13 protein-coding genes and 1 tRNA gene are annotated in these 12,810 nt (G+C 71.2%); 10 read left to right on the top strand and 4 right to left on the bottom strand.

Annotated features, from left to right (window positions below; translation table 11 throughout):
* Positions 1-24 precede the first annotated feature (24 nt).
* From ubiE to ACTHM3_RS06730, 4 genes are all read left to right on the top strand, one after another.
* Positions 25-843, top strand: a complete 819-nt coding sequence (ubiE, locus tag ACTHM3_RS06745; RefSeq protein WP_440405339.1) for a bifunctional demethylmenaquinone methyltransferase/2-methoxy-6-polyprenyl-1,4-benzoquinol methylase UbiE — start codon at positions 25-27, stop codon at positions 841-843.
* Positions 840-1,898, top strand: coding sequence for a polyprenyl synthetase family protein (locus ACTHM3_RS06740; protein WP_440405338.1), 1,059 nt, complete (start codon positions 840-842; stop codon positions 1,896-1,898). Before ubiE ends, ACTHM3_RS06740 begins: the two co-directional genes overlap by 4 nt.
* 58 nt (positions 1,899-1,956) lie before the next feature.
* Positions 1,957-3,321, top strand: a complete 1,365-nt coding sequence (locus ACTHM3_RS06735) for an FAD-dependent oxidoreductase (protein WP_440405337.1) — start codon at positions 1,957-1,959, stop codon at positions 3,319-3,321.
* 87 nt (positions 3,322-3,408) lie between these two features.
* On the top strand, positions 3,409-3,690 hold the full coding sequence (locus ACTHM3_RS06730) for a DUF3072 domain-containing protein (RefSeq protein WP_440405336.1): 282 nt from the start codon (positions 3,409-3,411) through the stop codon (positions 3,688-3,690).
* Between the two features lie 3 nt (positions 3,691-3,693).
* Here the strand turns inward: ACTHM3_RS06730 and cls are convergent, their stop codons facing one another.
* Both cls and ACTHM3_RS06720 read right to left on the bottom strand, forming a co-directional pair.
* A complete protein-coding gene (cls, locus tag ACTHM3_RS06725; protein WP_440405470.1) occupies positions 3,694-5,160 on the bottom strand; it encodes a cardiolipin synthase in 1,467 nt (488 codons plus the stop codon).
* Between the two features lie 66 nt (positions 5,161-5,226).
* Positions 5,227-5,715 carry a YajQ family cyclic di-GMP-binding protein gene (locus ACTHM3_RS06720; RefSeq protein ID WP_440405335.1) on the bottom strand — a complete coding sequence of 163 codons (489 nt, stop codon included), beginning with the start codon at positions 5,713-5,715 and terminating at the stop codon, positions 5,227-5,229.
* Positions 5,716-5,721: 6 nt separating this feature from the next.
* Between ACTHM3_RS06720 and ACTHM3_RS06715 the strand changes: the two genes are divergently transcribed.
* Positions 5,722-6,504 (top strand): lytic transglycosylase domain-containing protein, encoded by a 783-nt coding sequence (locus ACTHM3_RS06715; RefSeq protein ID WP_440405334.1) that lies wholly within the window; start codon positions 5,722-5,724, stop codon positions 6,502-6,504.
* Between the two features lie 81 nt (positions 6,505-6,585).
* Positions 6,586-6,667, top strand: a tRNA-Tyr gene (locus ACTHM3_RS06710).
* Positions 6,668-6,724: 57 nt separating this feature from the next.
* Here ACTHM3_RS06710 and ACTHM3_RS06705 read toward each other — a convergent pair.
* Together ACTHM3_RS06705 and ACTHM3_RS06700 are read right to left on the bottom strand one after the other, a co-directional pair.
* Positions 6,725-7,717 (bottom strand): cation diffusion facilitator family transporter, encoded by a 993-nt coding sequence (locus tag ACTHM3_RS06705; protein ID WP_440405333.1) that lies wholly within the window; start codon positions 7,715-7,717, stop codon positions 6,725-6,727.
* On the bottom strand, positions 7,714-8,079 hold the full coding sequence (locus ACTHM3_RS06700; RefSeq protein WP_440405332.1) for an ArsR/SmtB family transcription factor: 366 nt from the start codon (positions 8,077-8,079) through the stop codon (positions 7,714-7,716). Before ACTHM3_RS06700 ends, ACTHM3_RS06705 begins: the two co-directional genes overlap by 4 nt.
* A gap of 238 nt (positions 8,080-8,317) precedes the next feature.
* Between ACTHM3_RS06700 and ACTHM3_RS06695 the strand changes: the two genes are divergently transcribed.
* From ACTHM3_RS06695 to ACTHM3_RS06680, 4 genes are all read left to right on the top strand, one after another.
* On the top strand, positions 8,318-10,111 hold the full coding sequence (locus ACTHM3_RS06695; RefSeq protein ID WP_440405331.1) for an Ig-like domain-containing protein: 1,794 nt from the start codon (positions 8,318-8,320) through the stop codon (positions 10,109-10,111).
* Between the two features lie 65 nt (positions 10,112-10,176).
* Positions 10,177-11,022, top strand: coding sequence for a fumarylacetoacetate hydrolase family protein (locus ACTHM3_RS06690; RefSeq protein ID WP_440405330.1), 846 nt, complete (start codon positions 10,177-10,179; stop codon positions 11,020-11,022).
* Positions 11,022-11,843 (top strand): inositol monophosphatase family protein, encoded by an 822-nt coding sequence (locus ACTHM3_RS06685; RefSeq protein WP_440405469.1) that lies wholly within the window; start codon positions 11,022-11,024, stop codon positions 11,841-11,843. Before ACTHM3_RS06690 ends, ACTHM3_RS06685 begins: the two co-directional genes overlap by 1 nt.
* A 12-nt stretch (positions 11,844-11,855) precedes the next feature.
* Positions 11,856-12,716, top strand: coding sequence for a M23 family metallopeptidase (locus tag ACTHM3_RS06680; protein ID WP_440405329.1), 861 nt, complete (start codon positions 11,856-11,858; stop codon positions 12,714-12,716).
* Positions 12,717-12,810 lie beyond the last annotated feature (94 nt).

The raw sequence follows: 12,810 nt of genomic DNA, 5'->3' as shown, positions 1-12,810 counted from the left end.
CCCCGGATCAGTAGGCTGGCAGCCGTGGCGAGGGCCGAGATGGACAAGCAGCCGGGCGCCGTCTCGGGCATGTTCGACGAGGTGGCGCGCGGCTACGACCGCACGAACGCGATCATGTCGCTCGGCAACGACGCGCTGTGGCGGATCGCGACGGTCCGGGCCATCGGCGCGAAGCCGGGCGAGCGTGTGCTCGACATCGCCGCCGGGACCGGCACGAGCTCCGCGGCCATCGCCCGCGCGGGCGCCGAGGTCGTCGCCCTCGACTTCTCCGCCGGCATGATCGCGGAGGGGCGGCGCAAGCATACCGACCTGGAGTTCGTCGAGGCCGACGCCGAGAAGCTGCCGTTCGACGACGCCAGCTTCGACGCCGTCACCATCAGCTTCGGGCTCCGCAACGTCGCCCACCCGCAGACCGCCCTCGCGGAGATGTACCGCGTGCTGAAGCCGGGCGGCCGCGTCGTGATCTGCGAGTTCAGCCACCCTCCGACGCCGCTCATGCGCACCGGCTACGCCGTCTACACCCGCTTCGTCATGCCCGTCGTCGCCCGGGTCGTGAGCACCGATCCGGCGGCCTACGACTACCTCGCGGAGTCGATCGAGGCCTGGCCGGACCAGCACGTCCTGACCCAGTGGATGCGCGGCGTCGGCTTCTCGCGCGTCGCCTACCGCAACCTGACCGGCGGCGTCGTGGCCCTGCACCGCGGGCACAAACCGGCCGACGCGGCGATCCTCGCGCGCACCGCGAAGCGCATCGCGCCCCGCCGCCGGCCGGCCGCCCCGTCGTCGGCCCCGGCCTCCGCGGGCACACCGACCGCGACCTCCGCGCCGAAGGACCTCACGTGACCCCCGCCGTCCCGCTCGCCCGTCGGCGCAGCACGCTCAGCTCGTCGCTCGGGCTCGGCGAGAAGCTCTTCGCCTCGGGCGAGGAGCGCCAGTTCCTCGACGCGATCGAGCGCGGGCTCGACGAGGTGGAGTCCGGCATCCTCGGCGAGGTCTCCTTCGCCGACGACATGGCCGACGCGACCGGCCGCTACCTGCTCGAGGCGGGCGGCAAGCGCGTGCGCCCGACGCTCGCGCTCCTCACCGCGCAGCTCGGCGACGGCGCGACCACCCAGGTGATCACGGCCGCCCGCGCGGTCGAGATCACCCACCTCGCCTCGCTGTACCACGACGACGTCATGGACGAGGCGCAGCTGCGTCGCGGGGTGCCGAGCGCGCAGAGCAAGTGGGGCAACTCGGTCGCGATCCTCACCGGTGACCTCCTGTTCGCCCGTGCGTCGAAGCTCATCGCGAGCCTCGGCGACAAGGGGCTCGCGCTCCAGGCCGACACGTTCGAGCGGCTGTGCCTCGGCCAGCTGCACGAGACCCTCGGACCGCGCGAGGACGAGGACCCGGTGGCCCACTACATCCAGGTGCTCGCCGACAAGACCGGCTCGCTCATCGCCCTCGCGGGCGTGCTCGGCGTGATCTTCTCGGACGCCGATCCGGCCTACGAAGAGCCGGTGCGCGCGTTCGGCGAGCGGGTCGGCGTCGCGTTCCAGCTCGTCGACGACGTCATCGACCTCTCCCCGCGATCGGGCGACACCGGCAAGATCGCCGGCACCGACCTGCGCGCCGGGGTCGTCACCCTGCCGCTGCTCTACCTGCGCGACGCGGCGACGTCGGATCCGCGGTCCGCCGAACTGCTCGCCCGGATCGAGCGCGCCGGCTCGGCCGACGACGCGGAGCTGGACGCGGTCGTGACCGCCCTCCGCGAGCACCAGGTGACCCGCGCTACCCTGACCGAGGCGCGCCGCTGGTCGGCGCTCGCCGTGGAGGCCCTGACGCCGCTGCCCGACGGGCCGGTGAAGAAGGCCCTGACGAAGTTCGCCGAGGCGATCGTGGAGCGATCCGCGTAATCCGCCCCTCGACCCGTCCGCAGGTCGAGCCCGTCGAGACCATCCCGAGAGGATCCGTGTGACCAAGCTGCGCCTGGCCATCGTGGGAGCCGGCCCCGCCGGCATCTACGCCGCCGACATCCTGCTGAAGCGGGAGCGCCCGTTCGACGTCTCCATCGACCTGTTCGACCACCTGCCCGCGCCCTACGGGCTCGTACGGTACGGCGTCGCACCCGACCATCCGCGCATCAAGGGCATCATCACGGCGCTGCGCGACGTGCTCGACCGCGGCGACATCCGCATCTTCGGCAACGTGCGCTTCGGCACCGACATCACCCTCGACGACCTGCAGCAGCACTACAACGCCGTCATCTTCGCGACCGGAGCGGTGCGCGACGCCTCGCTCGACATCCCGGGCATCGATCTGCCGGGCAGCTACGGCGCCGCCGACTTCGTGAGCTGGTTCGACGGCCACCCCGACTACCCGCGCGAGTGGCCGCTGGAGGCGGAGTCGATCGCCGTGATCGGCAACGGCAACGTCGCGCTCGACGTGGCGCGGATGCTGACCAAGCACCCCGAGGACCTGCTGCCCACCGAGATCCCCGCCAACGTCTACGAGGGGCTGAAGGCCTCCCCGGTGACCGACGTGCACGTCTTCGGGCGCCGCGGCCCGATGCAGGTGAAGTTCACGCCGCTCGAGCACCGCGAGCTCGGCGAGCTGCGCGACGTCGACATGATCGTCGACGAGGAGGACTTCGACTACGACGAGGCGTCGAGGAACGCGATCGCGTCGAACAAGCAGATCTTCGTCATCGACAAGACGTTCACCCAGTGGCGCCAGCGCGAGACCGGCCAGGCGTCGCGCCGGCTCCACCTGCACTTCTACGCGAAGCCGCTGGAGGTCGTGGCCGGCGCCGACGGGCGGGTCGCCGCCTTCCGGTACGAGCGCACCGAGCCCGACGGCGCGGGCGGCGTCCGCGGCACCGGCGAGATCCGCGAGGTGCCGGTGCAGGCCGTGTACCGCGCGGTCGGCTACTTCGGCTCCCCGCTGCCCGGCGTCCCGTTCGACGAGAAGCACGGCGTGATCCCGAACCACGAGGGTCAGGTCCTCGGCGACGACGACCGCATCGTGCCGGGCGTCTACGCGACGGGCTGGATCAAGCGCGGGCCGGTCGGTCTCATCGGCCACACCAAGTCGGACGCGATGGAGACCATCGAGCACCTCGTGCACGACCAGGCATCGTGGTGGACGCCGGCCTCGCCGTCCGAGGAGTCGGTGGTGGCCCTGCTCGAGGAGCGCGGCATCGCCTACACGAACCTCGACGGCTGGCACGCCCTCGACGCCCACGAGATGGCCCTCGGCGAGGCCGAGGGGCGCACCCGCATCAAGGTCGTCGACCGCGACGAGATGGTCGCGATCTCGCGCGGCGAGCGGGTCGAGTAGCCGCGCAACGGCGGATCGAGAGATCCCTCTCCCGGGAACCCTCTGGGCGTCCGACCCGGCATCGGCGACGCGACGTACCGTCGCCCCATGAGCGACACGACCCTCCCCGACGAGCCCTCCCGCGACGACCGCGTGACCCCCGAACCGGAGACGCTCGGCGCCCGGGGCGACGACACCGCCACCTCGGCGAGCAAGGACCCGTCCGAGTGGGTCACCGGCGACGAGCCGATGACGGGCGCCCAACGCAGCTACCTCGACACGCTCGCCCGCGAGGCCGGCGAGGAACTGCCGGCCGACCTCACGAAGGCGCAGGCCTCCGAGCACATCGAGCGCCTGCAGGCGAAGACCGGGCGCGGCTCCGCGAGCTGAGCGCTACTGCAGGACCGCCGTCAGCCGCATGAGGTTGTCGAGGATCGAGGTCCAGCGCCCGCGCCTGCGCCACACCTCGAGGGTGAGCTCCGAGCTGTTCGCGCGGAAGTCGTCCTCGATGGCGCGGAGCCGCCGCAGGAACGAGGCGCCGCGCACCATGACCGAGATCTCGAGGTCGAGCGAGAACGACCGCATGTCGAAGTTGCTCGACCCGATGACCGAGAGCTCGTCGTCGATCGTCATCGACTTCGCGTGCAGGATCGTCGGCGCCTTGTAGAGGAAGATCCGGACGCCGGCCTTGAGCAGCCCGTCGTAGTAGCTGCGCTGCGCGTGGTAGACGCCGAACTGGTCGCTGATCTCCGACACGAACAGCTGCACCTCGATGCCCGACTGTGCGGCAGTGGTCAGTGCGTAGAGCATGGAGCTGTCGGGCACGAAGTACGGGCTCACCAGGTGGATGCGCTCCTGCGCCGCGTAGACCAGCGAGTTGAACATCTTGAGGTTGTTCTCGTCGCTGAACCCGGGTCCCGACGGCACGACCTGGCAGTCGAGATCGCCGTCGCCGACGGTGCGCACCGGAGCCGCTTCGCGGGTGAGCAGCTCGTTGGTCTCCGAGTACCAGTCGGTGACGAAGAGCGCGTCGATGCCGGCCACGACCGGTCCCTCGAAGCGGGCCATGAAGTCCCGCCAACGCAGCCCCTTCTTGCGGTTCTTGCGCTTCTGGTACGGCTCCTCGATGACGTTCTGCGAGCCGGTGAACGCGACCTGTCCGTCGACGACGAGGAGCTTGCGGTGGTTGCGGAGGTCGGGTCGCTGTACGCGGCCGCGCAGCGGCTGGAACGGCAGCATGAGGTGCCACTCGATGCCGGCCCGGGTCATCATCCGCTTGGCCGGTCCGAATCCGGGATAGCCGGCGTTGCCGAGGTGGTCGAGGAGCACCCGCACGACGACCCCTCGAGCCCGGGCGCGGGCGAGCGCCTCGAAGAACGGCCGCGTGGTGTCGTCGAGCGACAGGATGTAGAACTCGGCGTGGACCGTCTTCTCTGCCGCGTCGATGGCCGCCGTCATCGCGTCGAGCGCGTCCTGGTCGTGGTCGTAGAGCTCCGCGACGTTGCCGCCGACCAGCGGCATGGAGCCGAGGTTGCGGTTCAGCTGCACCACCGGCTCCAGCCAGGTCGGCCACGGCGGGTCGATCTGCACCCGGTCGATGCCCTCGGTGGTGTCGAGGATGTACTGGTTGATCTCGCGCTGCTTGTTGCGGCGCGTGCGGGGCAGGCGGGCGCGGCCGAACACCAGGAAGAACAGCAGCCCGAAGTAGGGGATGAAGTAGATCGCCAGCAGCCAGGCGACCGCCGTCTGCGGGCGCCGGTTGCGCGGCACGACGATGAGGGCGCCGATCCGGATGCCCAGGTCGACGACGATCAGCGCGAGCAGGACGAGGAAGGCGAGCAGTCCGCCGTCCAGTTGGATCACGCGCTCAGTATGCCGTGAGCGCGTCGCCTCGCCGCGACGCGGCGCCTCGAGAGCCCTCCCAGGTCAGCGGAAGTTGACGAACTGGAGGGCGACGTCCAGGTCCTTGCCCTTCAGCAGGGCGATCGTCGCCTGCAGGTCGTCGCGGCTCTTCGACTGCACCCGCAGCTCGTCGCCCTGGATCTGGCTCTTGATCGACTTGGGCGCCTCGTCGCGGATGATCTTGGAGATCTTCTTCGCGTCGTCGCTCGAGATGCCCTCCTTGATGGAGGCCTCGATGCGGTACTCCTTGCCGCTCGCGAACGGCTCGCCCGCGTCGAGCGAGCGCAGCGAGATGCCGCGCTTGATGAGCTTCGACTCGAAGACGTCGAGCACCGCCTTCACGCGCTCCTCGCTCGAGGCCTTCAGCACGAACTTCTCGCCCGACGCCTCGATGGAGGCGCCGACGTTCTTGAAGTCGTAGCGCTGCGCGATCTCCTTCTGCGCCTGGTTCAGCGCGTTCTGCGTCTCCATCGGGTCGACCTTGCTCACGATGTCGAAGGAGGAATCTGCCATCAGGCCATGCTAGAACCGACGATCGTGGCGGGCCGCGGACGAGTCGTCGCCGGGGTGCTCGGCGGAGCCGTCGGCGTGGTCGTCGTCGTGCTGCTCGTGCTGGCGCTCGTGCCGCGGGCGGGCGGCGGATCCGCGCTCGCCCCCGCCCCGACCCCCGCGCCGTCGTGGGCGCCGCCGGCCGCGCTGCCGCCGCGGGCCGCGACGCCCGGTCCCCTCGGGATCGGCGGGCTGGCCGACCCGGTGTGGGTCGCCGATACCGCGCGGAAGACGGGCATCCCGGCGCGCGCGCTCGCCGCCTACGCGGGTGCCGCGCTGAACCTCGCCGAGGTGAAACCGCAGTGCGGGATGTCCTGGAACCTGCTCGCCGGCATCGGCCGCGTCGAGAGCGACCACGGACGTCACGGCGGCTCGTCGATCGGCGCCGACGGGACCGTGTCGCCCCCGATCTACGGGCCGGCGCTCGACGGCAACGGGGTCGCGCTCATCAAGGACTCCGACGGGGGCGCGATCGACGGCGACGCCCAGGCCGACCGTGCGGTCGGGCCGATGCAGCTGATCCCCGAGGCGTGGCGCAACTGGCACATCGACGGCAACGCGGACGGCAAGGAGGATCCGCAGAACATCGAGGACTCCGTGCTCGCGGCCGCCCGCTACCTCTGCCGTGCGTCGACGGCGCTCCAGACGGAGCAGGGCTGGCGCGCCGCGGTGTCGGCCTACAACGCGCCCGCCTTCTACCTCGCCGAGGTCGCCCGATACGCCGACCAGTACCGCCGGGAGGCCGGCGACTGACGACCCCCGATGCCTCCGGATCGCGTGGTCGGCGGGGTGCCGCGATCCTTGTATCCTTGTGCGGTGCCTTCGGGCGCGCCCGGCGAGTTACCCAAGCGGCCAAAGGGATCTGACTGTAAATCAGCTGGCTTTGCCTTCGGGGGTTCGAATCCCTCACTCGCCACATCAGAAGGCCCCCGGAATCATCATGATCTCGGGGGCCTTCGCCTCGGGTCGCGCCTCAGCGGGTGTGCGGCACCGGCGTGACGGTGAATCCGTCGAGGCCGTGGACCGTCGCGCGGACGCGGTCGGCGGCGGTTTCGGCGAGGCGGGTGGCCGCGCGCAGATCGCCGTGATCGATCTCGATCGTCGCGCTCCCGGTGAGACGGTGCCCGATCCATCGCAGTCGCAGCTCGGTCACGTGCTCGACCCCCTCGGTCGTCGCGAGAGTGCGTTCGGCGCGGGCCAGGAGCTCCGGCTCCACGCCGTCCATCAGTCGCCGCCCGACCGATCGGATCGTCCCCCAGAGCAGCACGAGGATCGAGGCGGCGATCAGGAGGCCGATGATCGGGTCGGCGAGCGGCCAGCCGAGCAGCACCCCGACCGCACCGAGCACGACGGAGAGCGAGGTGAATCCGTCCAACCGCGCATGGACGCCGTCGGCGACGAGAGCCGCCGATCCGATCCGCCGACCGACGCGGATCCGGTAGAACGCGACGGCCTCGTTGCCGGCGAACCCGACCAGCCCCGCCCCGATCAGCAGCCACGGGTTCGCGACGGGGTGGGGATGGATGACGCGGTCGATCGCCTCCCATCCGGCGACCACCGCGGAGGCGGCGACCACGAGCACGATGAAGAGCCCCGCCAGATCCTCCGCCCGGCCGAATCCGTAGGTGTAGCGACGCGTCGCCGCTCGGCGCCCGAGGGCGAAGGCGATGAGCAGCGGGACCGCGGTCAGCGCGTCCGAGAAATTGTGGATCGTGTCCGCGAAGAGCGCGACCGACGAGGTGAGGGCAGCGATCACCGCCTGGATCGCGGTGGTGGCGAGGAGGATCACCAGACTGATCCACAGGGCCCGTACCCCCGCGCGGCTCGCCTCCATCGCATCGTCGATCGCGTCCGCCGCGTCGTGCGAGTGCGGCACGAACATGTCGTGCAGCAGACCGCGGAGACCCGCCGGGTGGTCGTGGTCGTGGTCGTGGTCGTGGTCGTGGTGGTGCTCGTGCGAGCTCATGCGCGGTCCGTCCCGACGTGGTGGTGGCGCGGCGTCCCGCCGAGCGCGTGCTCGGCCTGGAAGATCGCGTCGGTCACCAACTGCTGGGCGTGCTCATCGGCGAGCGCGTAGAACACGCGGGTCCCGTCCTGCCGGGTCGTGACCATGCGCGCCAGTCGCAGCTTGGCGAGATGCTGCGACACCGCCGCCGGGGACTTGTCGACGATGTCGGCGAGGTGGTTCACCGAGAGCTCCCCCGTCTCCTTGAGCGCCAGGATGATGCGCACCCGGGTCGCGTCGGCGAGCATGGCGAACACCTCGACGGCGAGTTCGACGAACTGGCTGTCGGGCTCTCGCCCGCAGAGCGCTCTATCTGCATCCATACGCAGATACTTTCATAACCAGCGGGGACATGTCCGTTGCGCGGGCTACGAGAGATCCTCTACGGTGTGATCACCCGAAGCCCGAGAGATCATCACGACGGCCCACGGCATTCCATTGGCGGGGGACGAAGAAAGAGATCCATCGGTGTCGAACATTTCGGCGCGCCCGTTTCGCGCGCCTGACCGCCTCACACGGCGCCTGCTATCGGGAGCCGTCGCCGTCCTTCTGGCGTCCGGCTTGGGTCTCGCGAGCGCGGGCGCCGCGCATGCGGACGGCACGACGGCCCTGACCGCTTCGGACGTGCAGGCGACCACCCGCCAGGGCCAGGCCGTCACAATCCAGTTGCAGGGCAGCGGCCCCGCCGGCGACGCGCTCACCTACGGAGTCCTCCCTCCGTCCGGGAGCGCTCACGGGACGGTGACGACCGGCGGGTTCATGTCGCCGACGGTCACCTACACGCCGACGGCGGGCTTCGTGGGGGTGGCCTCCTTCCAGTACAACGTGTCCGACGCGACGTCCTCGTCGGCGTTGGCGACCGTGACCGTGACCGTGACGCCCGCCTCCCCGGACAACCATGCTCCAGTGGCGGCGCCGGGGGCGCTGACCGTGCAGGGCGGCGATCAGGCGTTGCTGCCGTTCGCGGCGACGGACGTCGACGGTGACCACCTCACGTACCGCATCGTCTCGCCTCCGCTGCACGGATCCACGCTGGCCGTATCCGGGGGCGTCCTGTACACCCCGAACGACGACTACGCCGGGCCAGACTCGGTGAGCTTCGTCGCCAACGACGGCGTCCTCGACTCGGCTCCGGCGACGATCTCGATCACCGTGACGCCGGCGCGCCCGAACACTCCGCCGACGTCGACGCCGCCCTCGATCACGACGCCGGAGAACACCGCCGTGCAGTTCACTCTGACGGCGACGGACGCCGACGGTGACCCGGTGTTCTTCTCCGTCGGCGGAGCCGATCACGGAACGGTGACGTCCGGGCAGGACGGTCGGGTCAGCTACACACCGGACCTCGGGTTCACGGGTCAGGATCGGATCTACTACTTCGTCACCGACAACCGGTCCTCGTCGCCCGACTACTGGGCTCAGATCACGGTGACCCCGACGGGTTCGACACCGCATGCGCCGGCCGTCCAGTCGTTCCACGTCCAGGCGCAGTCCGCCGTCGGTCAGCCTCTGACCCTGCAGGGCACGGATCCGGACGGCAACGCACTGACCTACACGGTGGTCACGCCGCCCGCCCACGGTGCTCTGACGGGGACCGGTGCGGACCTGGTCTACACCTCGGCCACCGGTTATTCCGGGCCGGACTCGTTCACCTACACGGCCAGCGACGGCGCCCTCGTCTCCGCGCCCGCCGCCGTGGAGATCGACGTCGTGCCGGTCTTCCCGCCGCCCGTCTGGCCGTTCCCTGACGCTCAGGTGTCGACCGATCAGTCGAAGGCCTCGAGCAGACTCGTCTCACCGGCGATCACGTCGACCGACCCCGGCGAACTCTTCGTCGCGTTCGTCGCCGCTGACGGGCCGGTACCCGGTTCCCAGAAGGTGGCCTCGCTCTCGGGCGGCGGCCTCACCTGGTCGCTCGTGAAGCGGAGCAACGGGGCCGGCGGGACGGCCGAGATCTGGGCGGCGCGCGCTCCATCGCCGGTTCGGGGGGCCGTCGTGACTGCGAAACTGGCGAACCCCGGATACGACGGATCGATCACGGTCGCTGCGTTCGGGCACGGCGCGTCGGTCGGCACCGCGGTCGGCGCCTCCGCCACTCATGGGTCGCCTGCACTGAGCGTCCCGGCGGGTCCCGGCTCCGCCGTCTGGTCTGTCGGTCACGACTGGAGCACGGCCACACTGCCCACACCGGTGGAGGGACAGCGGCTCGAGCACACCTTCCTCGACCGCCGCGTTGGAGACTCCTTCTGGACTCAGAGCTCTCAGGCGACGGCAGCGGGGTCGATGCCGGTGGGTGACTCTCTCCTCTCGGGCGACCGGTGGGAACTCACCGCCGTCGAGATCCATCTGGACTGACCACGAGCGGTGATGGGGAGGAGGAGAGGTGCCCCGCCCCATCACCGGCGCGGCAGACTGGACCCATGGAACTCCTCCGTCTGGGCCCCGTCGGCCACGAGATCCCCGCCGTCCGTCATGACGGCGTCGTCTACGACCTGCGCCCGGTGACCGACGACCTGCAGGGCGAGTTCTGGATCGACGGCGTCGACCGCGTGCGCGCCGCGCTCGAGGAGGACGCGCTCCCGGAGCTGCCCGACGCCGACGCCCTGCGGGTGGGCGCCCCCGTCGCGCGGCCGACCGCGATCCTCTGCATCGGGCAGAACTACGCCGCGCACGCCGCCGAGTCGGGCAGCCCCGCGCCGACCGACCCGATCCTCTTCTTCAAGCACCCGAACACGCTCGTCGGGCCGAACGACCCCGTGCTCCTGCCGCCGGGCGCCACCCAGCTCGACTGGGAGGCGGAGCTCGCCGTCGTGATCGGCCGACGCGCCTCCCGGCTCGCGAGCCCGGAGGAGGCGCTCGCGCACGTCGCCGGATACACCGTCGCCAACGACGTCTCCGAGCGCGTCTGGCAGCGCGAGCGCGGCGGTCCGCAGTGGGGCAAGGGCAAGTCGATGCCGACCTCCAACCCGCTCGGGCCGGCGGTGATCCCCGCCGACGAGATCGACCCGCAGGGTCTGCGCATCTGGTCGCGGATCAACGGCGAACCCCGCCAGGACTCGTCGACCGCCGACATGGTGTTCCCGGTCGCTCAGCTCGTCTGGGACCTCTCGCAGTACCTCACGCTCGAGCCCGGCGACGTCATCGACACCGGCACGCCGGAGGGGGTCGCGATGAGCGGCCGGTTCCCGTTCCTGCAGGTGGGGGACCGCATGGAGGTCGGGATCGACGGGCTCGGCGCCCACGACACGACGATCGCGGCCGGCTGATCGTGGCCGACGAGCTCCTGCGCCTCGCCCGCGGCATCGCGCTGGAGGCGGGGGCGCTCGCCGCTCGCCGGCGCGTCGAGGGCGTCGAGGTGGCGGCGACCAAGTCGAGCATCGTCGACGTCGTGACGGCGGCCGACCGGGAGGTCGAGCAGCTGATCCGCGACCGGATCCTGGCGGCGCGGCCGGACGACGCCATCCTCGGCGAGGAGGGCGGCGGATCTCCGGGCACGAGCGGGCTGACCTGGGTGGTCGACCCCATCGACGGCACCGTCAACTACCTCTACGGCATCCCGCACTACGCGGTGAGCATCGCCGTGGTCGAGGGCGACCCCGATCCGCTCACCTGGCGGGCGCTCGCCGGCGCGGTCGCATCGCCGGCGGCGGGGGAACTGTTCCACGCCGCGGCGGGCGGCGGCGCGTTCCTCGGTGACGCGCCGATCGCCGTCAACCCGGCGCCGCCCCTCGAGCAGGCGCTCGTCGGCACCGGGTTCTCCTACGCCGCCGCGTCGCGCGAACGGCAGGGCGCCGTCGTCGCGGGCCTGCTGCCGCGGGTGCGCGACATCCGCCGCCAGGGCGTCGCCGCGCTCGATCTGTGCGCCGTGGCATGCGGGCGGCTCGACGCGTACTTCGAGCGCAACCTCAACCCGTGGGATCAGGCGGCCGGGGCGCTCATCGCGCGCGAGGCCGGGGCGGTCGTCAAGGGGCGAGGGGACGCCGGCCCGAGCATCGACTTCGTCCTCGCCGCGCCCCCCGGGCTGGCCGCGGAGCTGGAGGAGGTGCTCGGACGCCTGGGGGTGACCGACTGGACCCTCCCGGCCTAGGATGACCCGGTCATGAGCGAGCCGGGATCGGAGCCGTCCACGCGGCGCGAGGCGCTCGCACGTGAGCGCGCGGCGGCGGCGGCCGCGGCGCCGGCTCTGCCGCCGGCTGCACCCCCGGCTCCGAGCCCGGCATCCGCTCCCGTCGTCCGAGCGACCGCGCCGCCGCGCCGGACCCGTTCCCGTGCCCTGCACCAGGTGCTGGCGGGCGGCGCGCTGCTCTTCTGTCTCGCGCTCGTCGTCGGGCTGTCCGTGCCGGCGAACGTCCTCACGACGCCCGATCAGGCGGCCGCCGCATCCGAGCCCGGCACGCGGATGATCACCGGCAAGCAGTCCGAGACGGTCCCGGGCGACATCACGATCCCGACGACGACCGACGACTACACCTCGTCCACCCGTGCGCAGCTGCTCGCCGCGAAGTGGCGCGGCGGCGTGGGCGGCGAGTTCCACGGCCCGGTGCGGTGGCCGTTCCCGTACCGGGTCGCCGTCATGAGCCCGTTCGGGCCCCGCGGCCCGGTGGCCGGGTGCCCGACGTGCGATCCGTTCCACCACGGCGTCGACCTCAACGGCGGCAACGGCAACCCCATCTTCTCGATCATGGACGGCACGGTCGTCCAGCGGACCGGTGGCAGCTGGACCTTCGGCAACTACGCCGTCATCGTCGGCCATTACCAGGGCCACGAGGTGAAGGCGATCTACGAGCACATGCAGGCCGGATCGTCCGAGCTTCAGGTCGGCGACGTGGTCCACGTGGGCGACTTCGTGGGGCTGGTCGGCGCGACGGGGGAGACGACGGCGCCGCACCTGCATCTGGAGCTCGATGTCGACGGCGTGCAGCTGGATCCCATCGGCTGGCTCGACGCCAACGCGAGCTGACCGCGCTCCGGCCGTCATGTGACAGCCGATGTGACATTCCGTTAGCAATCCGTTACATGTGACCGTTTCGCTCGGAACGATTCGGGTCGTAGCG

This window comes from Pseudolysinimonas sp. (genome assembly GCF_051954455.1).
Taxonomy (GTDB): domain Bacteria; phylum Actinomycetota; class Actinomycetes; order Actinomycetales; family Microbacteriaceae; genus Pseudolysinimonas.
This window is presented reverse-complemented; position numbering and strand designations above follow the sequence as displayed.

Bases quoted from the DNA above. Each gene is read 5' to 3' on its own strand.
- ACTHM3_RS06715 (WP_440405334.1), top strand. From the start codon at position 5,722: ATGCTAGAACCGACGATCGTGGCGGGCCGCGGACGAGTCGTCGCCGGG.
- ACTHM3_RS06680 (WP_440405329.1), top strand. From the start codon at position 11,856: ATGAGCGAGCCGGGATCGGAGCCGTCCACGCGGCGCGAGGCGCTCGCA.
- ACTHM3_RS06705 (WP_440405333.1), bottom strand. From the start codon at position 7,717: ATGAGCTCGCACGAGCACCACCACGACCACGACCACGACCACGACCAC.
- ACTHM3_RS06730 (WP_440405336.1), top strand. From the start codon at position 3,409: ATGAGCGACACGACCCTCCCCGACGAGCCCTCCCGCGACGACCGCGTG.
- ACTHM3_RS06720 (WP_440405335.1), bottom strand. From the start codon at position 5,715: ATGGCAGATTCCTCCTTCGACATCGTGAGCAAGGTCGACCCGATGGAG.
- ACTHM3_RS06690 (WP_440405330.1), top strand. From the start codon at position 10,177: ATGGAACTCCTCCGTCTGGGCCCCGTCGGCCACGAGATCCCCGCCGTC.
- ACTHM3_RS06700 (WP_440405332.1), bottom strand. From the start codon at position 8,079: ATGGATGCAGATAGAGCGCTCTGCGGGCGAGAGCCCGACAGCCAGTTC.